General features: G+C 36.4%; 19 protein-coding genes. 1 reads left to right on the top strand and 18 read right to left on the bottom strand.

The genetic code is table 11. The features are described from left to right. Window positions 1-33: 33 nt before the first annotated feature. From AB1K81_RS10725 to AB1K81_RS10650, 16 genes are all read right to left on the bottom strand, one after another. Window positions 34-2,103, bottom strand: a complete 2,070-nt coding sequence (locus tag AB1K81_RS10725) for a peptidoglycan D,D-transpeptidase FtsI family protein (protein ID WP_412976652.1) — start codon at window positions 2,101-2,103, stop codon at window positions 34-36. Window positions 2,104-2,255: 152 nt separating this feature from the next. Further along, window positions 2,256-2,903 carry a type A chloramphenicol O-acetyltransferase gene (catA, locus tag AB1K81_RS10720; protein ID WP_412976651.1) on the bottom strand — a complete coding sequence of 216 codons (648 nt, stop codon included), beginning with the start codon at window positions 2,901-2,903 and terminating at the stop codon, window positions 2,256-2,258. A gap of 221 nt (window positions 2,904-3,124) precedes the next feature. After that, window positions 3,125-4,177 carry a DUF3231 family protein gene (locus AB1K81_RS10715; RefSeq protein ID WP_412976650.1) on the bottom strand — a complete coding sequence of 351 codons (1,053 nt, stop codon included), beginning with the start codon at window positions 4,175-4,177 and terminating at the stop codon, window positions 3,125-3,127. Between the two features lie 100 nt (window positions 4,178-4,277). Then, window positions 4,278-5,078, bottom strand: a complete 801-nt coding sequence (locus tag AB1K81_RS10710; RefSeq protein WP_412976649.1) for a CPBP family intramembrane glutamic endopeptidase — start codon at window positions 5,076-5,078, stop codon at window positions 4,278-4,280. A gap of 64 nt (window positions 5,079-5,142) precedes the next feature. Then, a complete protein-coding gene (locus AB1K81_RS10705; RefSeq protein WP_412976858.1) occupies window positions 5,143-5,712 on the bottom strand; it encodes a kinase in 570 nt (189 codons plus the stop codon). Window positions 5,713-5,784: 72 nt separating this feature from the next. Further along, window positions 5,785-6,234, bottom strand: coding sequence for a DUF1569 domain-containing protein (locus AB1K81_RS10700; protein WP_412976648.1), 450 nt, complete (start codon window positions 6,232-6,234; stop codon window positions 5,785-5,787). 76 nt (window positions 6,235-6,310) lie between these two features. Continuing rightward, the gene (locus tag AB1K81_RS10695) at window positions 6,311-7,090 is read right to left on the bottom strand and encodes a GNAT family N-acetyltransferase (RefSeq protein ID WP_412976647.1); all 780 of its coding nucleotides are present in this window, start codon (window positions 7,088-7,090) and stop codon (window positions 6,311-6,313) included. 538 nt (window positions 7,091-7,628) lie between these two features. After that, window positions 7,629-8,201 (bottom strand): class I SAM-dependent methyltransferase, encoded by a 573-nt coding sequence (locus AB1K81_RS10690; protein ID WP_412976646.1) that lies wholly within the window; start codon window positions 8,199-8,201, stop codon window positions 7,629-7,631. A 17-nt stretch (window positions 8,202-8,218) separates the two neighbouring features. Continuing rightward, window positions 8,219-9,139, bottom strand: coding sequence for an NAD(P)/FAD-dependent oxidoreductase (locus AB1K81_RS10685; RefSeq protein WP_412976645.1), 921 nt, complete (start codon window positions 9,137-9,139; stop codon window positions 8,219-8,221). A 31-nt stretch (window positions 9,140-9,170) separates the two neighbouring features. Beyond that, complete coding sequence (locus AB1K81_RS10680; RefSeq protein ID WP_412976644.1) at window positions 9,171-9,572, bottom strand: RrF2 family transcriptional regulator; 402 nt, start codon at window positions 9,570-9,572, stop codon at window positions 9,171-9,173. A 267-nt stretch (window positions 9,573-9,839) separates the two neighbouring features. Next, a complete protein-coding gene (locus AB1K81_RS10675; protein WP_412976643.1) occupies window positions 9,840-10,763 on the bottom strand; it encodes an alpha/beta hydrolase in 924 nt (307 codons plus the stop codon). A 25-nt stretch (window positions 10,764-10,788) separates the two neighbouring features. Next, entirely contained in the window at window positions 10,789-11,175 is a 387-nt protein-coding gene (locus tag AB1K81_RS10670; RefSeq protein WP_412976642.1) for a bactofilin family protein, read from the bottom strand. A 24-nt stretch (window positions 11,176-11,199) separates the two neighbouring features. Continuing rightward, window positions 11,200-12,111 (bottom strand): M23 family metallopeptidase, encoded by a 912-nt coding sequence (locus AB1K81_RS10665; RefSeq protein ID WP_412976641.1) that lies wholly within the window; start codon window positions 12,109-12,111, stop codon window positions 11,200-11,202. A gap of 33 nt (window positions 12,112-12,144) precedes the next feature. After that, the gene (locus AB1K81_RS10660) at window positions 12,145-13,341 is read right to left on the bottom strand and encodes a polysaccharide deacetylase family protein (protein WP_412976640.1); all 1,197 of its coding nucleotides are present in this window, start codon (window positions 13,339-13,341) and stop codon (window positions 12,145-12,147) included. Between the two features lie 36 nt (window positions 13,342-13,377). Beyond that, the gene (locus tag AB1K81_RS10655; RefSeq protein ID WP_412976639.1) at window positions 13,378-14,130 is read right to left on the bottom strand and encodes a hypothetical protein; all 753 of its coding nucleotides are present in this window, start codon (window positions 14,128-14,130) and stop codon (window positions 13,378-13,380) included. A gap of 262 nt (window positions 14,131-14,392) precedes the next feature. Further along, window positions 14,393-15,157, bottom strand: coding sequence for a DUF2935 domain-containing protein (locus AB1K81_RS10650; RefSeq protein ID WP_412976638.1), 765 nt, complete (start codon window positions 15,155-15,157; stop codon window positions 14,393-14,395). Window positions 15,158-15,321: 164 nt separating this feature from the next. On the opposite strand from AB1K81_RS10650, the gene rlmH reads away from it, so the two are divergent. Then, complete coding sequence (rlmH, locus tag AB1K81_RS10645) at window positions 15,322-15,801, top strand: 23S rRNA (pseudouridine(1915)-N(3))-methyltransferase RlmH (protein WP_412976637.1); 480 nt, start codon at window positions 15,322-15,324, stop codon at window positions 15,799-15,801. A 76-nt stretch (window positions 15,802-15,877) separates the two neighbouring features. On the opposite strand, the gene AB1K81_RS10640 is transcribed toward rlmH, so the two are convergent. Together AB1K81_RS10640 and AB1K81_RS10635 are read right to left on the bottom strand one after the other, a co-directional pair. Beyond that, the gene (locus tag AB1K81_RS10640; RefSeq protein ID WP_412976636.1) at window positions 15,878-16,249 is read right to left on the bottom strand and encodes a hypothetical protein; all 372 of its coding nucleotides are present in this window, start codon (window positions 16,247-16,249) and stop codon (window positions 15,878-15,880) included. Window positions 16,250-17,051: 802 nt separating this feature from the next. Next, window positions 17,052-18,311, bottom strand: a complete 1,260-nt coding sequence (locus tag AB1K81_RS10635; RefSeq protein ID WP_412976635.1) for a hypothetical protein — start codon at window positions 18,309-18,311, stop codon at window positions 17,052-17,054. Window positions 18,312-18,455: the final 144 nt, after the last annotated feature.

Genomic DNA, 18,455 nt, shown 5'->3' with positions numbered 1-18,455 from the left:
ACGACCTAACCAATAAGGCTATACGCTATTGCTTCATTCCTCTTCTTGATTTTCCTCTTGTATTTCATTTTCTCTTTTCTCCTTTAATGAAAAATAAGCATCAAAAATTCTCCTCGTAATAATAGAGTTGTTGTTCGTCATATCAGGATCTAGTTTAGGAACGAGAACAGCCACCGCTATTTCTGGATTATCATAAGGAGCGTAGGCGACCATCGTTAAATTGATGGTATCGTGGAGATTTTCGGCTGTACCTGTTTTACCAGCTATTTGATAATCTGTTTCTGTAAAATAACTATAAGCCGTACCACCGGGTTCTTGGAATACTTGTCTGAACCCCTCTTGAACCCGCTGGATATAGTTCTCATCCATTACAATTTTATTCAATATCTTCGTATTAAAACTACGATAAACACTGCCAAATTCCTCATCAGAAGATGGGTTACGTACTTCCTTTAAGAAATGTGGCTGAACACGGTAACCGCCATTTGCTATGGTGGACACATATTGAGCGAGTTGCATCGCCGTGTAGTTATCATACTGGCCAATAGCGAAGTCCATTAATAAACCGCCATCCTGTAATGTTCCTTTAAGACCAGGAGATTCATTTGGAAAATCAACTCCAGTTAACGTACCTAGTCCAAATTGTTTAAAGTAATTACGCATTTCTTGGAAGGCTTGAGGGTTGAAGCTAATCTTTTTCCCTGGATAATAATTATTTTCTCCACCCATTTTCATCGCGATATAAAACATGTATACGTTCGATGACAACCGTAGTGCATCAAGATCATTTACCGATCCTAAGTCCATCCATGAACCCTTGGTTGGTGTACCTTGTATATTAATTGGTTCGTCATATTCCCGGTGTCCGGGTGTGATGGTACCAGAATCATAGCCTGCTAGAATAGTAGCCCCTTTAACGATAGACCCTGGTACATGCTGGTCATAAATCGTTCTGTAAGCAGAATCATAGATTTGATCTTGTTTCTCATCGTTAAAACTTTGGCCGGAAACAGCTAGTAATTCTCCCGTATGCGGATCAATTACAACTGCTAGAGCATCGCGTAGAAGATTATTTTTACCACCTGCCGTTGCCGCCATTAGTTCCTCCCGAAGTATTTCATCTACCAACTTCTGAAATTCCATATCAATAGTTAAAATAAGACTCTTTCCACTTTCCCCTGGGACAACAACTTCTGATTCCAGAATAACGTTATGGTTATTCATAATATACTTAACTTGTTCTTTTCTACCTCTGAGTAGGTCCTCATATTGCGATTCAAGACCATTTTCACCTACTCTATCATTACGGCTATACCCCGTTGCTAAATAATAATCAATATTCTCAGCAGGAACGCCTTCTTTTTCCGTTGTAATATCTCCAATTAAGCTTTTAAATGTTTCGTCGTATGGATATTCTCTTATCCAGTCTGTAGTTGCATTTATTCCTGGTAGTGATGCGAGATGTTCTGCAATCCTGGCATATTCCTCAGGTGTGACATGTTCATTTTTCACAATTTGCGGTGTTAAGGCATATGCACGGTCAAGTTCCTTTTTTATCAAAATAATTTCTAAATCTTGCTTCGTTAAATGTTCATATTCATTTACTGTAATTCGCTTTAGAATCTCTTTATACTGTTCGGCAGGCTTTAGCTCATCTGCTTCTTCCATCGTTAGTTTGGCATTTGCTTCTGCTACATGTTCAAGATACCAATACTCTTTTTTCTCTCTTTCCGTAATTCGGCTAATTTGTTTTTTTCTTTCTTCTTTATCTGGATGAAACATATCGATATACGGAGCCAGCTTTCTAGCAACGGCTATTTTATCTTCTGCACCTGCATTCTTTGGGGGTGTATAGGTAATGGCATACGTTGGCTGGTTTTTTACAATTACATTATAATTGCGATCATATATCTCACCACGAGGTACTGGAAGTTTTGTTATATCCTGTGTGGTGCTGTCTATCTCTTCTTGAAACCTTTTGCCGTTAAGAATTTGAACGATACCAAGTTGGAGGATAAGGACGGCAAATAATACAAAGACGAAGAAAAATAATAAATTTAGACGAAAGGGAAGCTGAGATTGTTTCTTGTTTTCTTTCTTCATTTTATCTAACCATTCCCCTCACTGCGCTAACGTGTTTCTATTTCTATACTAACATAATATTCGGAATTTAATCTTCCTTTTTATGGAAAAAAACAAGGTGATCTGTTTTAGGGATCACCTTGTTTTCGTTAGTAGACGAAGAAAAGCTACAACTATATCCAATCGGCACTTTCATCAGCAAGTCTTTGTAAGTCATTCATAAAGATACTCGCATGGTAGCCATCACAAACGGCGTGATGAACTTGTAGGGAGACAGGTAAGCAAAATTCCCCATTTACTTGCGAATATTTACCGCCAGTAATGATTGGGAGAAGATAGTCTTCATTGTGGTTAATATTCAAATTAAACCCTGTAAATGAACTCCAGGGAATCATCGATATCGGGACATTATTTTCTGGTATTGGTGTCTTTGGAAATAACGTACCCGAACCGATGTATGTTTCTACATCCTTTTCATATTCAGAATGAAACTCTGAAAAAGTTGCGGTATGTGGTGACCAGACACTCGAAAAGGTTTTCGTCTTCTGATCAAAAATTGTATAAGACGGCAAAAGCTCTGCCCAATAGCCTACGTTACCTTCCGAGTCAAAATTAATCCTAAATTCTTTATGCGAATTCACTACTTTAGTAATCATAAAAATAAACGCAGGATATAACTTATAATTCTTTTTCTTTAAGTTTTCAAGCAGAACAGTAATACGAATATTATTCGTTATACTGAAAGTTGTTTGTTGAGCCAAATAATGTTCAAAATACTCTTTTCGTTTCCAATTCTCACGGTCAATTATATGAAATGTCATGTTTATGCCTCCTAAAAGTTTTTAGTTTGATTTTAGGAGGCTAAGTTCACTGCCTTTTTCATGGGAACCATCCTTTTCAATCGTATTGAAATACTTTTTTATATAATTATAATCACTATCTCAATAGTAGCATACTATTCCCAATTTATTAGTGGGATTATCATAAGGAAAAGGCGACCTTCATAGATCGCCTTAGACCAATTCGCTTATGTGGTAAAAATTCAACTTCTATCCAATGCTTTTGGCGGTGATTCCAACCAGCCTTTATCAATTAGGATATTTGCAGCATCATCAACAAATAAGCCAACGTTAGCGATAGCTCGGCCATATAATGCACCTATATCTCTTCGACCATTTACAGCTACGGAATTTCCAAATGATCTCATCTTGATAGAGAACATATCAAATTTATGAAATAACATTATTTTATCCGAGAAGGGGGGATAGGTAGATGCTGTAACCAAATGGTCAAGATATGACGGCGTTTGTAGTTTTTCATTATGAAGCTTTTCGCTTAGTTGCTTCACAGCTTTATCTGTCATATCTAAACCTCGTTTAAATAGAGACTTTATCTTTTCATCTTTAACCGTCTGATAAAATCCTAATAATAAAGCTTTGCTTGTTGTGTTATTTTCAATGTTATCATACAGGTGTACAATCTCCATTGCATGTAGAGGTCTCACATCTCCAAACCAACCGTTTAGGTAGCTTTTTTTACTAATAAAATCATTTTTTTCAGGTGTAGGAATGATGGGGGGCTTTACCATTAATTTCTTGTCAAATAGAACATTATTAATTTGTCCTAATAAAATCATGGTACATTGATTTGCGTAAATGAAAAATTCTCTTATATCTTCCCTTATTACTAACGGAATGGCAACCGAATAAATGCTCATCCCTGCCTTCGCCGCATATTTTAAATAATGGACATAAAATTCATCTTCGTACAAACGTGGGGCACCGAGATTTACATCCTCTTGCGTAAATCCTGCTGGTATAGGGAAATGTTCAGCGTTAAAGACTTTTTCAATCCTTCGCAAAAAATCCTTACTTACTGCTAAGCCATTTTCTAATAACGTCCGAATATACTCATCCTCACAATGTTGAAGGAAATAAGTAATGATTTGGCTCGACATACTATTGCCCATATAAGAAGTCCATAATTTGCCCATTTCAACAACAGTTAAAGGTTGAGATTCATCTTGTTCACTTGTACTCAAATGAAGCCGTTTCATAACATTAAAGGGATTTAAATCTTTTTCGACATGTACCATAGGGCATCCTCCAAGCAAATTCATTTAAGAATACTATTCTCAAAAAAGGAGATAATTATGAATTCCTCGGGATGGATATAATTAAGATGTATTATGATTTTCAATGCTTTTTTTTATATAAATTTCCCTTTGGATTTATAACAACTAATAACACTGCAACAACAAAATATAAAAGCATAACATACACCATTATCTCTAATAAATCACCGCTTATGACAACAAGTGAAAAATTAAAAAGCTGGTGTATTACAATCGGTATTACCAGATTTGGATTCATATTATAGAAGAACGTCACAATAATGGAGAAAGAAATAATTCCAATTAAAAACAGCACACTATACTTCACTAAATCTACACCATTATAACCGGAGGCCAACCAAAGTGGTGTGTGCCAGAATCCCCATAAAACGCCGATTATTAAAGCGGATTTCAAAGGAGAGTACTTCTTTTGAAGTTCATTTAACGCATAACCTCGCCAGCTTAGCTCCTCACCAAGAGGCCCCCTTATTACATTATCTAAAAATGCGAGAGCCATTAGACCAAGACCTGGATAGGAAAAAGCAAAACCTTGCGTATTGGTAAGTTGGTGTAGAAGCATTGTCACAACGACAATAATAACTTGAATAGCTACGATGGTACCAAGTACGGAAAAGCGAAGTCGGGTAGTGAATTGCTGTTTTATAAAATCCTTTAACCGTAATTCTGGATAAATTCTCTTAAATAAAATAATAAATGCAAAGGTTGATGACCAAGCAGCCATGATTTGCATGGTGACGGTTAACCACTCAGGTGCACCTAACCATATACATATCCCAATAACCATAAAAAGCATGAAAAATATGATATAAGTTAAGGTAACAAAGCTTATCAGTGGATTTTCGAATACTGATTTCTTTTTCATATAAAACCACTCCCTAATAGCAGTGGTTACATTATATAATTAGCTAAACTTAATATCTTCAGGCTTAGGGCTGAATCTTATATACTTTATTAGCTGATTCAATGGGATTTTCCATCTTAAGATAATGATCTTCTCCTAACCAATACCTTCTTTTATATTTATCTAATATTTCGTGCGTATCTCCAATATATTTATCTCGTTGGCGTACTCTTTCATATCTTAATTCCCTAGGACAATCTATGAAAATCGTAAAATCATAAAATCCTTTCCATTCTTTTCTTTGTAAAAAAACGCCTTCCATGAGAATGATGCTTTCGGGAGTTAAAGAAATGGTTTTATGTATCGTTTTATCAATAGATTTGTCATAAAAGGGGAGCGTTAATTCAGTATGATTACCGATTCCTTTAAATAATACTTCCGTCAGCAACTCAACATCCCATTGCAAGTAATAATACTCATACCATTCCTCATATCCGGTATTATACCTGTTATTCCTTTCGACGATAAGATCATCAATATGTATTACAACAATCTTGCATAGATGTTTTAATTCAGATTCGAGCTTATTTATTAAAGATGTTTTTCCAGCTCCACTTAAACCATCAATTCCAATTAAATAAGGACGATTTTTTATAGCGCGTTGCTAAAACTGATTAACTATTTCATTTTTTATATTATGAAGACACATAGGATCAACCTCTTCTACCTAAACTCCAAACTGTTTTAAGTGATGGTCAAGATGCTTGTATATTCCTTTACCCCATTGCTCAGGAGTAAGTGTACCGAAAAACGCATGTGGATGAGTCGTACATTTCTCTGGACCATTATGTTGGAAAGTTATAATTTTTTCTTTTAGCTTTTCTTTCTCTGCTTCGAATTCTCTTTCATCTTCTATTAAAATGGTCGGAATGGTGGACATATTTCGAGCTACTGGCTTGTCGTTATAAAACATTGGTTTTACAAAGTTTCCTATTAGTATTCCTAACCAACCTCTCGCTGGAGAAGAATGACCCATTGCAATGTCTTGAAAGGCTGAGCAATGTGCAAGCATTTGCGCAACCTTCATTTTACCCCATTCGGGCTTTGAATTTGGGCTTAACTTGTCAATGCGGTTTAAAATTTCTTCTGTGTGTAATGGATGATATATATTTTTCATTGGTCATCTCCGATCTAATTTTAACTCGGGATTCTTTCATTGATCTGCCTCAATAGTTTAATAATAGAAGAAACCTTTATCTCCTTCTTACAAATATCGAATACTTAATAGGGCATTCGAAGCCTAATTTCTCAGCTAACTTTCTTGATGCTATGTTTGCCACGTCACAATCCCAATTCGGAATTAGTCCCTTTTCCAAACACTTATCAATAAAAGCCTTCCCTAATATGTAAGCTAAACCTTTTCCGGTAAATTCTGTTTGGGTTGCAATGTCTATTTCAACAAATGAATTGCTCCGGAAAATGGATGTACACTCACTAACAATTCTACCTTTATACAAAGCAGAAACCCCTATTCCATTAGCAAGAAAGTTAGATACGGAACCCCAATATTGTTTATAGTAATCTTTATTAAACTCAGGACTATTTTCAATGATATCCTTGTCGGTCATTTTAACATGATAATCTTTTGGTATATCTATCACATTAGATAGATACTTTTTCTTATTAAATGTATAGCTATACCTATCCATTTGCGAAATTTCATCTTTAAACAGATTACAAATTATATGATCCCATTCTTCAGTAGCTGAAAATAAAGTGAAACGATCTCCTATCTCTTCCTCATAAAAATCCCGAAATGAACGATTGAAATCACTGTTTCTTTCATGACCAGCTATAAAATAAATGCCGATTTTCGTGCCTATTAAAGCCGTTTTAGGACAATCACTGTTATCTACAAAAACCATTCCTGAAATGATTCTTTCAATAATAGAATAAGCGAAGGTAGGAGATGTTTTATTTTGATTCAAAATAGGTAATACCTTATTAAATTCATCCTCTTTTAACATTTCCATCGTTATCACAACCTTTAAGTAAAGCCAAATACTCCCAACTAAATGCTTCCCCGTTTGCAAATTAATTGTATCATAAATTTCAGAATTTTTATCGAACTCACGTAGATACTCGTAACTAAACAAGAAAAACTAGAACAGTCCTAAAAAAAGAACCAACCAGTTATAGATTGATTCCTAAAGGAAAGCAAAAAAACCACTCCTTATTTGTAGTGGTTAAATGAGATTATTTCATCTTTCCCCGTGAACACCTTATCGTATAATCGGATCATAACATAACACTTAAATTGTTTTTCTCAAAAAAAAGACCATCATCTCGATGATCTTTTATTTCACTAAAGCAGCCGTTAATTTAAGCACATTTACTCACAAAGTCAGCACTAAATAGGTGTCATTTTGCTGCACTGTATCCTTGTACGGTGAAGCACTTGCATTGTTTGGTTAGTATTATTTCCAAAAGCATAAAACACGCCTTCAGTTCAATATCAATTATATACTTTAGAGATACCTAATGTCTTTAATTACGCCGAAAATTAATCCTTTACTTCGTATTCTGTGCAACGAGCATATATAAAGATTCCGCTGGGAAAAACTTCTCCGTTACCTGAAATCCTGCTTTCTTCATTTCTAGCTCCATTCCTTCCAAAGTAATTCTAGGTCCTTTATCTGCGCTTCCTTTTAGAACGAGTTCTAGACAGATTAGATAGCCCTCTTTTTTCAGTACATTTCTCATTTGCTGTAACAGTGGACCCAACGGCCGAATTTCATGTAGTACCAGAGAAGCAATGATCATATCGATAGTGCCATCAGGTAAAGAAAGTTCTTCCATGCTTTCTTGCACCGGGACAATATTCATAAGCTGTTCCTTCAAGGCTCTCTCTTTTATTATTTCCAGCATTGTTGCATCGATATCTAGCGCGTATACTTTGCCTTTGATCCTCTTCGCCACAGGGATGGAAAAATAACCGGTTCCAGCGCCAAAGTCTAAGATACTGTCTGTTTCCTTTAAAGGAATCATATTTAGAAGCTGTTCCGGAGAGAATTCTTTTCTTCGTTCGGGACTTTCCAAGTACGATACTTTTCCTTTACTGTGCTTGCCATTCGGGTGATGCATAGATATCCTCCTCTTTTTTACGCGTGCTGTTTATCCTGGTTAAATTTTTCTTCTATCAGTGCTGCGTTCACTGATATGGCAGCCATAGAACCCTCTGCTGCCGCAATAATTAATTGGGAAGGACCGGCAATTCGCGTATCTCCGCAAGCAAATACCCCTTCCGTATTGGTACGTTGCCAGTTGTCGGTTTCAATTCCGCCTTGCTCGTTTACTGTATAGTTAAGTGTAGAATCAAAAGAAGCAGCCTGTTTCCATTCTGCAGAGATAAATCCTCCTTCACGGTCTACAGTCGTACCATCCTCAAGTTGGATTTTATTCAGCATCCCGTCATCTCCAATGAAACTGGCGATCTTCTTTTCATTTATACTGATTCCGTAGCTTTTGAGCAATTCTTGTTCTTCCGACGAAAGTATCTTATTGCCATTGGTAAAAATAATTAAATCATTCGTCCAATTGGATACCATTTTCGCCATATGAAGCGCCCTTTGATCATTTGCAATCACTGCCAGCGCCCGATCTCTTAATTCCCAGCCATCACAAAAAGGACAGCTGAACAGGCTCTTGCCATAGAACTCTTCCACTCGTGGGATATTCGGAAGGACTTCCTTAAAGCCAGTTGCGAGAATGATTTTTTTCACGCTATATACTTCCCCATTTTCTGTCTCCACCTGGAACAAGGAGTTTTCTTTATTAATACGATGTACCCGTTGCTTTTCGATCCTCACGTCTGGGTACTTGCTTAATTCTTCATGGGCAACCCTTTTGAATTCCATAGGATTAATACCGTCTCTAGTGATAAACCCGTGAGATTCTGAAACAACCGCATTTCTAGGTTTGTTGTCATCGAACAGGATAGTTTTACGTCTTGATCTTCCAAGAACTAATGCAGCATTAAGTCCAGCTGGCCCTCCGCCAATCACAGCGCAGTCTAGTATCATCTTGTTCACTCCTTTAATTTCACTTTTATTGTTATTTCTGTTTGGATTCTGCCTCTTTAGCAATGTCGATCAAAAGCTTTGATTTCAGTTCAGCCTTCATATTTTCCTCTGCCTGTCTCATTACTTTTTCAATCAGACAGCCTTCATGGTGAATGGAACAGTCGAATAAGCTAGTATCTCCTTCAGTCGCATGAATTACATCTAAAAAAGATATTTCATGTTTTCTTCTTGAGATTTTATAGCCCCCCTTCGCACCAGGCGTCGACTCAATCAAACCTGCTTTCGCAAGTTTGGTTAATATCTTAGAAAGGTAAGTCGGGGAAAGATGCTGCATTTCGGCTAATTCCTGCACTCCCACCGAGCTTTCCCTTGGTTGCAGCATTAAATGGACAATCGTATGCAAGGCGTAGTTTGTTGCGTTTGAATACCTCATACATAACCTCCTTGTTTTAAATGGGATATTAAGGACTCTTAATATCTATAATATAAATTGAGTCTATCATTAGACGTGAAGGAAGTCAACATAGTGGTTTTTAAACTTTGACTAAACTGCTCCGCTAGTTGAATAAATATCGGAATTTTTACCAATTCAATTTAGTACTTGTAACCAACCAAAATAATAGAATAGTCCTTTTCACAAGAAAAAAAGAACCAACCAGCTATGGTTGATTCAAAAATAAAATTATAAATTCCAGGGGCCTTAGTTAGCAACAAACCCAACAGCCTCCACCAACATCTCCGAAAAATTATTCGGAATAAAATGCCCAAGCCCCTTAATCGTAATTAATTTACACGGAATACGATGTTCCTCGAGAAGCTTCACTAGTTGTACCGTATTCTCATAAAATGGATCCTGATCGCCTGTAATAATACAGCCTCTTAAATCACTCGGAGCTGTCTTGATTAACGTTTCAAAGGCAGCCACATCTTGCACCGATGGGATTACGGTAATGAACCCACGCACAGGAACGGTTTGCGCCAGGCTTCGTTCTATTGCCACTTTACCACCTTGCGAGCCACCGGCAAGGATGTCTAATTGTGTGTTACCTTTTTCCTTAAACGCTGCAAAATTCTCACGTATCTCATCCAGCACCACTTGCTGTTCATCCCAGCAATATGCGTTATACCCGAATATTTGGGAGGATTGTGGGAAACCGAAAAAATAGTGTTCTGATGTTACGTCATCTAACCAGTGCGGGGCAAAGTCCCGTGCATTTGACCCGCGCATATGTAAGGAAAATATTCCTGTCTCCGAATGAGGATTTCCATATGTAAAAAGCTGTGATGTCATTTCGCTTTTCGTACTTTCAAATATGTCTTTACACGTAGCCACAATGGACTGGAATTCCGAAAGCTCCTGAAGCGGCTTTAAATCCGGATCTCTCGTAAGAATGATAGGATTCCACCAAATTTCCTTTTCCAGACCTGCTTGAAGAGCCGAAATAGCCTCATCTAGCTTATGCTGTAAGGCGAATGCACATGCTCTCCAAAAAATCGTTTTACTGATTCTATCAGGAAAGCTTTGCTCGACTTTATCAATAAGCGGGTGGACCTCATCGATTTTTCCTTCTTGAAAAAGCTGAAAGACTTCTTTTTGACATGCAATAAACTGAGCTTCTGACATCACGAACCGCTCCTTTATTTACAAATTAGTTTGCAACAACTTTCTCTGGCTTTTTCTTCCTTCCTTTTTCCTCAGCGTCTAAAATCACGCTATTTCCGTTAAACACACCGCCATCTTCAATAATGATTCCGCGGGAAGTAGCTGTTCCGTTTAATGTCCCTTTTGCTTCAATTTGAATCTTTTCCGTTGTTTCCACTTCGCCTTTTACTTCACCAGCAATAACGACGTTTTTCGCTTTAATCTTCGGTTCTACATGGGCGTCTTGGCCGATGAAAACATCGCCACTGCATTCGATTTCGCCGATGATTTTCCCATCTACTCGTAAGCTAGTGGGGAGGGTGATTTTTCCTTCGATTACGGTTTCTGCACCGATGATTGTTTCAATTACTTTTTCATTTTTCTTTTTATTCAATGGTTCTATCTTCCTTTCCAAGTCCTATTCAATATCAAATTCGCCATATAGATTAAAATATGTTTTCGGGTCAACCGGTTCGCCGTTTCGGACTACTTCATAATGAAGATGTGGTCCTGTGCTACGTCCTGTGCTGCCAATCGTTCCGATAATGTCACCTTTTTTCACGGTGTCACCGACTTCGACCTCGATTCGCATTAAATGCCCGTAAAGTGTTTCATATGTACTAGAGTGTTTAATTTTAATCGCATTGCCATAGCTTCCGTAATACTTAGCCATCGTGACAGAGCCGTCTGCTGTCGCATAAACGGGTGTCCCGTATTGGCCTCGAATATCGATCCCACTATGGAAGGAGGAGGAATTATTTAACGGATCTTCTCGCACACCGAAGTCAGAAGTGATCGTATTCGGGTGTGTCGGCCATGCGGTTGGTGTATATTGCAATTCCGTACTAAGCTCATCCACTACGGAAAGGGTGTTTTTATAGCGTTCGATTAACTCAGCAGATGGCACTAACATTCCGTCTTCTGACACTTCCATGCTTGTCCCAGCCGCTAACACCTGCATACCGCCACTTGGTTCCACGATAGTCGGTAATTCGTCTATGTACTCGCGCATTTGTTCTTCTAGCTCGGTTAATTCTACTAGTCTTGCTTTCGTCTCACCGGTTTCTTCCTCTAGGACAGCGAGATTTTGCTCTAGCTTTTCACTTTTTTTCGTTTCGATTTGTAGGTTAGCAGATAGCTCCTCGATTTCAGCCATGTTCTGGTCGTGCATATGTATGTAATAGATGAGTGCGATGACTGGAATAATCGGAAGTGCGATCATGCCATACAATAGAAACTTATTCATACGAAATCGTTTGACAACCTGGTTCGCATCATTGGATACAACCGTAAAGGTCAGCAAACGATTTTTCTTACGCTTTTTTTTCAACCAATTGCTCTCCTTTCCCTTCATCTATGGAAATTAATGTAGTGATACGATTTGCAATCCTTGTTCCTGCAAATACGTAATAATCTCCGGTAGTGCCTCTAATGTTGCTTGGGTCTCATGAAGTAGAATAATAGAGCCGGACACATCTGTAGACTTAATATGTTCCACGATCTTACTAGCATTACGTAGTTCCCAATCTTTCGGATCATTATTCCAAAGGACGATTCGTTGTCCTAAATCTTGGGAAATCTGTTCGGTCGTATCGTTTAAATGACCATACGGTGGTCGGAATAACGTAATCTTCTCCCCGATAACCTTCTCAATATCCTCAATCGAAGCTTGTAGTTCATCCTTCTGCTTCGCTTGGTTACTATGAGCAAAATTAATATGATGGACAGAATGCGTGCCAATGGAAAGATTGTTTTCATAGATATACTCGACACTTCCAGGAAACTTCGCAATATTAGACGTAACGAGAAAGAACGTGCCACCAACACCAAATTCCTTCAATACATCGACAATCTCCTTAGAAAATTGGGACGGGCCATCATCAAAGGTAAGAGCAACCATCCCGTCTGGAACACGGGCAGAAGTCCCCTCATGAAGCTCAAAGAATGGAATTTCCGGTTCTTCTATGACGATATTTTCTTCTAGTAAATTCGTTTCCGGAGCAGGTTCTACTTTTTCCTTAATAGGTTCTCGATTTTCCTCAGTAAGATCATGGTCTGCCGCTTGTTTATCGGGTTCAGCTTGGGCATTCGTTAAAATCGAATGGCCAGTGTAGGTGAACAAAATAGCAAGTAAGGCGACTATACTAAATACAAGTGCTAATCGTTTCGGCTTTTTCTTCGGAGTCTCTAATTCTACTTCAGGCTCTTCCATTACTAGTTTACTAGAAAGAAAGGATAGCTTGTCCAAATCTGCTTGGGACTGTGCATTTTTTATTTGTGCTAACTGTTCTTTATACGCGTCCGAACATATAAATTCTAAGCGAAGGCTTTGCTCGCAGTACGTCTGGGTGATGATACTTTTTTGATTTGTCACGTGAAGCGAAAGACGATAGAACGACCCGTTTGAAAAATTCGTTAATACGTTTAACTGTTTCGCCGTTTCATGGTCGACTTTCCAATACAAGGTATGAACCTCGTCCAGATGAAGATTGACCTGTAAGTAGTAATTATGGTCGTATTCTTTTATATCGAGTAGCTGTAGTACTTTAAGCTGATACATCTTCATGCCCCCTTTCTCGGCTATAACATGATGAATCTATTCATTCTGATCAGATGAATTGGATACGGAATTCTTCGCTGTGAATGAGAATGACATACGCTCGGTGAATTCGTTAATCGTTTTCATAAGTTCGTTCTTTTCTTCTAAAATTTGCTTATATTGTGCTTGGTACTTGTTGTTTTCAATTTCCATGCTGCGAATCTGTTCTTCTAGTTCATTCACTTTACGCATATGCTCATATTTGCTATTTGTAAATTCTTCACTGATTTTGTTGTATTTATCTTGCGCGGTTTCTAATTGACTAGAGATTTTCTCGTATTCGGCGTTGGAGTTTTGTTGGAACTCTTTATAGTCCTCTAGTAATTGATCATAGCTCATTTGCTTGTTTGTAAGACTGTTTTCTAATGTATGTATTTCTTTATTTTTCTCATTGATTAGCTGGTCGCGATTTTCTAAGTCTTGCTTGTAGCGGCTAATCGTTTCGTTCGCTTCTACAAGGCGCTTCGCTAGGTCGCTTTGTTTAATGCGTAATAATTGGCGGTCCTTTAACATGTTCTCTACGGATACGATTAAATCAAGGGATACTTTATCTTGATCTTCCTTGGAGAAATAATTTTTATTAGTAGATTCGGCAGGGGAATGAATTTCTCTGACAGGAGCTTCTTCTTCGATTGTAGCGACTGCTTCTTCCTTTTCCGATATGATATTCTCCCAAGCTTCATTGGATTCCCCGGTAGCACGGTTCCCCTTGAACCACCCTAGACCTTTTTTCTCTGTTTCCTTTGACATATAAACTCTTCCTCTCATGCAATTTTGTATATAAAAATAGTAATTTAGTAGACTAATATAAGAATTCTCTAATTTTATTGTAAATCTATGTCGAGGAATGTCAATGGATATTGGTATCTTATGGCCTAAAACTTCTACTAAAAGTAGAGAAAAATTCGGATTTAGCAGAAAAAGTGGAAATAAAAGGTAGAAAAGATGATATTTTTTTACTAGGAAGGAGAATCTAGGCTTTAAGGAGATTCTCCTTAGTAGTTTCGTAGAGTCAGCTCCTGTTGGCTGATTCCTTTAGCTTCTGTAGAAAGTAGGAAGCTTTCTGGTCAAATAAGTCAAGCATCTCCGGGGAGAGCGTGCCTATTACCATATTGGTTCGTGCCATTTCCTTTAGCTCTTGGAGAAAGGTTCGGAATAGGGTCATGTCTACTTGGACGTCTTCATTGAACTTCATGAGGCTCGGGAAATTGGTGAGATTGGTGCGCAGGAAGCCCGTGAGTTCAATGGCTTTTACGTAGAATTGGTTAAAACGCACTGCGAAGCCTTCGCTTTTCTCCTGTAGTCGCGTCTCCACGCTATCTAATGCGTTATGAATCGCTCTTGCTTGATTTGCTGCTGCGGCAAGCCAGATGAGGTGGTGATGTAATTCATGAAAAGTGGGTGCAGCTTTTCCTTCTTTTAAATAACTCATCACGAGTACATATTCCTCTAAGGCATTCACCATATGGTTCAAACAGGTAGGAGAGAGGTGGATCCCGATATCCCCAGTTAGACTTCGCTTTATAATGGAAAGCTTAAAGTCTTTTAACTTCTCGGCAGCCGTTTCTGCCTCCTTGGTAAAAGCGATGACGTTATTGTTGGATAGGTTAGTTGCCTTTTCTAACAGGGTGTTGAATGTATTCGTAAAGCCTTGCGCTTTGGAGATGGCGTCTTTTTCTTTCGGGGAAAGCACGTTATGGATAATGGACGCGTGAGCTGATAAGACGTTAAGCCAAAATTGATGCTCGTATGATGCACTCTCTACATATTCCTTCAAGCGATTATCACCCCTTTTTTCTTCATCATTTTAATGTATTCGTGAGGGAGTGGTAATATTATTGGGAAAGTTGAAATAGGGGATGGAAGCGGGAATTGGTAGGTGTGAAAGACGTGAGGATTTGATACACTAATGAAAGACAAGCATGAAAGGGACGGATAAACTTGAAAATCACGATTATATCAGTAGGAAAATTGAAGGAGAAGTATTTAAAGCAAGGGATCGATGAATATATGAAGCGGCTATCTGCCTATGCGAAGGTGGATATCGTGGAGGTAGCGGATGAGAAGGCACCGGAGAATATGAGCGAAGCGGAAATGGAGGAAGTGAAGCGCAAGGAAGGTGAACGGATTCTCTCCCATGTTGGTCAGGATACGTATGTGATTACACTTGAAATTGGTGGGAAGATGATAAGCTCCGAGCAGCTTGCGGCTAAAATGGACGAGCTTGCGACGTATGGGAAGAGTAAGATTGCGTTTGTGATTGGTGGGTCGCTTGGGATTAGTGAAGCGGTGCAGAAGCGGAGTGATTATGCGTTGTCTTTTTCTAGGATGACGTTTCCTCATCAGTTGATGCGGCTTGTGCTTTTGGAGCAGGTTTATCGGGGGTATCGGATTATTAAGAATGAACCTTATCATAAGTAAATGAGGTTTTGAACTAGTTAATAATTTTTATAAAATAAGGAACAGGAGCCTATTAGACTTCTGTTCCTTGATCACACTAGTTATTGGTTAGCTCAAATTCTATAGGTACTTCAAATACTTCTTTATAAGAGTCTAAAGTTTGTATATGCCAACCATCATTTGGAAGGTCCTCATAACTATCGGGATACCTTGCACCATCAAATTTTTCACATAATGTAAAACTATACGCGAAATTCTCAGGTAAGTTAATATTTCTTACATCTTTTCTGTTAGCCTTATTTGTTTCTGTAATAAGCTCCTTTAGCCGATCAAAGGAATGTTTGGAGAAAATCTTCTTTCCATATAAATTTTCCTCAATTTTATAAAAGTGAACATAGTTACTTTTATCATCAAATGCTGTAAAAACTTCAGAGTGCTTCTTATTAATAAATGTTATCTTTTTCACCATATTAGCATGAACACGTGGTACCACAGTTAAATCAATTTGGATTTGACATTGAGTTTTATCGTGCTTATGTGGGTATCTCCAATATGCATAATCACAATATACATCTAGATAAGGGTTTGGTGGTTTTTAAAAAACTCTTTATAGATGGAAGTTAACGTATTAACTAGACTTAATGCTAAACCAACAACTGCAATAATTAATGTTGTTATTTGCATTATATAACTCCAATTCAATTTATAGTAAATAATTAAGTATGTAACAAGCATCGCTGAATAGGTAAATTAAATTTGTCTACTTTTTAGCTACTTTTTATTTTTTGAGGTAGTAGCATAGTAACCAATATAGTATAAGAAAGCGAAGGTCATTTCTTTAAATATTATTATTATTACTAGCATGAAAATAATAATATTTAAAAAGTCAAACTTTTTTACAACCATTCCAGAAACAGCAAAAATTGATTTACTGACCTTTCCAGAAATTAAACCTAAACCTAAACAAATGATTGATAGAAAAATAAATAGTAAATCAATAGTATTTATATTTAAGTGGAAAGCTATAAAAGTAATTGTAATAGATATTAACATCATTAAAGGGGCTAATGCCATTTTAAAGTTATCAAAGTTTTGCTTTTCTCTGTAATTTGTTATGTCTAGGGATAAATTAACAAAAGATATTATAAGTGATATCAAATACAAAATTCCGAAAGTAATTAAAGCCCAATTTGGAAAAATACTAAAGACGCTCCAGTATTGAATTAAAATACATACTAAAAATGAAAATATAGAAACAACAATTTTACTTGTTATTTGATTAAAGCCTTTTCGTCAATAAAACCATGAACTTTGAACCAGGCTTTAATAGTTAAACTAGCATTGATTAATTGGAGAGATAGTAAAATGTAAATAATTTCCCAAGGAAAGTAATTTGGATTAAAACTTAGTTTGAAATTATCAAATTGTAATTTAATTATAACCCAAAGTAAAACTAGTATAATTATAAATATAAACTTATTATATTTTAATGATTTACTTTTAGATGGTACGCCAATTAAATGCTCCCAAATACTCTTGCCAACCGTCTCTCCTATCCAATTAATAAAAACCTTTTTTGAGCTCTCATACAGCGGTTCGGAATTTTTATTAATAGAATAATTATAAGTGTTTGCTAAGACAACACCATATGTTCTAAGTAAGGTGATTAATGACAAAACTATAATTAATTTATCGAAAGAATTGATAATTAATTGGTCTGTAATTTTAATATAATAGTTTAAAAAAGAAATAGTTATTAAAAATAAAAGTGGAACAAAAAAGTTACTAGACTTCAATATTTTTTTCTCGACACTAAATAGTAATGAGATTCCTAACAAAACTATTGAAATCGTAACAGTAAAATCCATTAAAAATAGTGTTATTAAGTTAATATCAATATCTTTTAGAAGTTCGTAAATACACAAATAAATAAAAAAGGAAAAAATATGTAAATAGGTATTTTGGGCGAAGGGTTTGTATAAACTTAATGGTATTAACGGAATAAATAAACTTATTAATACTAAAAGTAAATTTGTTTGAAAGTCTCCTGCGCTAGAAATCAAACTCCAAAAAGTAACTAAAATAAAATAGAGACTAAAATTTTTGTTTAGGGAATTTTGTATATTAAAGAATAAGATAATTAATATAATGAAAGTTAGGTATATGCCATAATTTAAATAACCAAATTTAGTAAATAATAAATAACTGAATAAAGTGATTATCCCAACTATAATTCCTCTAATAAAAAAGTCTTTTTGAAAATTATTAAATGTTATATTTAGCTCTTGAAGTAAATACGAATCTTTATACCTTTTAAAAATAAATTGTAAAACCAAGGGGCAAGCTAAAAGTAATATTACACTTAAGTTAGAAAAATAAATACTAGAAAAAAGGATGAAAAACAAGTATGAAATAAACCAAATATATAAGATTATTTCGTTTATTTTAAGACGTGTATTTCCATTGTCATTTGTTAAATTAAGAAAAATAAAAGGAAAAACTGTTAATACTAGCAAAAACAAATAAAACATAAATTCCCACCTCGTAAACTTTTCTTATACTAACTAGCTCTATATTATAAAGTAATAGAATTTAGTAAACTAGTAAGAATTATACATATTGAAATTTCCTAAAATAGTTAATTCATTATCAAGAAACCTCATTTAGATGCATCA

This window comes from Ornithinibacillus jepli (genome assembly GCF_047228935.1).
Lineage (GTDB): Bacteria > Bacillota > Bacilli > Bacillales > Amphibacillaceae > Ornithinibacillus.
The sequence above is the reverse complement of the archived record's forward strand: the minus strand, read 5'-3'. Positions and strand labels throughout refer to the sequence as shown.

Excerpts from the sequence above, each read along its gene's own strand:
- AB1K81_RS10725 (WP_412976652.1), bottom strand. The coding sequence starts at position 2,103 with ATGAAGAAAGAAAACAAGAAACAATCTCAGCTTCCCTTTCGTCTAAAT.
- catA (WP_412976651.1), bottom strand. The coding sequence starts at position 2,903 with ATGACATTTCATATAATTGACCGTGAGAATTGGAAACGAAAAGAGTAT.
- AB1K81_RS10715 (WP_412976650.1), bottom strand. The coding sequence starts at position 4,177 with ATGGTACATGTCGAAAAAGATTTAAATCCCTTTAATGTTATGAAACGG.
- AB1K81_RS10710 (WP_412976649.1), bottom strand. The coding sequence starts at position 5,078 with ATGAAAAAGAAATCAGTATTCGAAAATCCACTGATAAGCTTTGTTACC.
- AB1K81_RS10700 (WP_412976648.1), bottom strand. The coding sequence starts at position 6,234 with ATGAAAAATATATATCATCCATTACACACAGAAGAAATTTTAAACCGC.
- AB1K81_RS10695 (WP_412976647.1), bottom strand. The coding sequence starts at position 7,090 with ATGGAAATGTTAAAAGAGGATGAATTTAATAAGGTATTACCTATTTTG.
- AB1K81_RS10690 (WP_412976646.1), bottom strand. The coding sequence starts at position 8,201 with ATGCATCACCCGAATGGCAAGCACAGTAAAGGAAAAGTATCGTACTTG.
- AB1K81_RS10685 (WP_412976645.1), bottom strand. The coding sequence starts at position 9,139 with ATGATACTAGACTGCGCTGTGATTGGCGGAGGGCCAGCTGGACTTAAT.
- AB1K81_RS10680 (WP_412976644.1), bottom strand. The coding sequence starts at position 9,572 with ATGAGGTATTCAAACGCAACAAACTACGCCTTGCATACGATTGTCCAT.
- AB1K81_RS10675 (WP_412976643.1), bottom strand. The coding sequence starts at position 10,763 with ATGTCAGAAGCTCAGTTTATTGCATGTCAAAAAGAAGTCTTTCAGCTT.
- AB1K81_RS10660 (WP_412976640.1), bottom strand. The coding sequence starts at position 13,341 with ATGTATCAGCTTAAAGTACTACAGCTACTCGATATAAAAGAATACGAC.
- AB1K81_RS10655 (WP_412976639.1), bottom strand. The coding sequence starts at position 14,130 with ATGTCAAAGGAAACAGAGAAAAAAGGTCTAGGGTGGTTCAAGGGGAAC.
- AB1K81_RS10640 (WP_412976636.1), bottom strand. The coding sequence starts at position 16,249 with ATGGTGAAAAAGATAACATTTATTAATAAGAAGCACTCTGAAGTTTTT.
- AB1K81_RS10635 (WP_412976635.1), bottom strand. The coding sequence starts at position 18,311 with ATGTTTTATTTGTTTTTGCTAGTATTAACAGTTTTTCCTTTTATTTTT.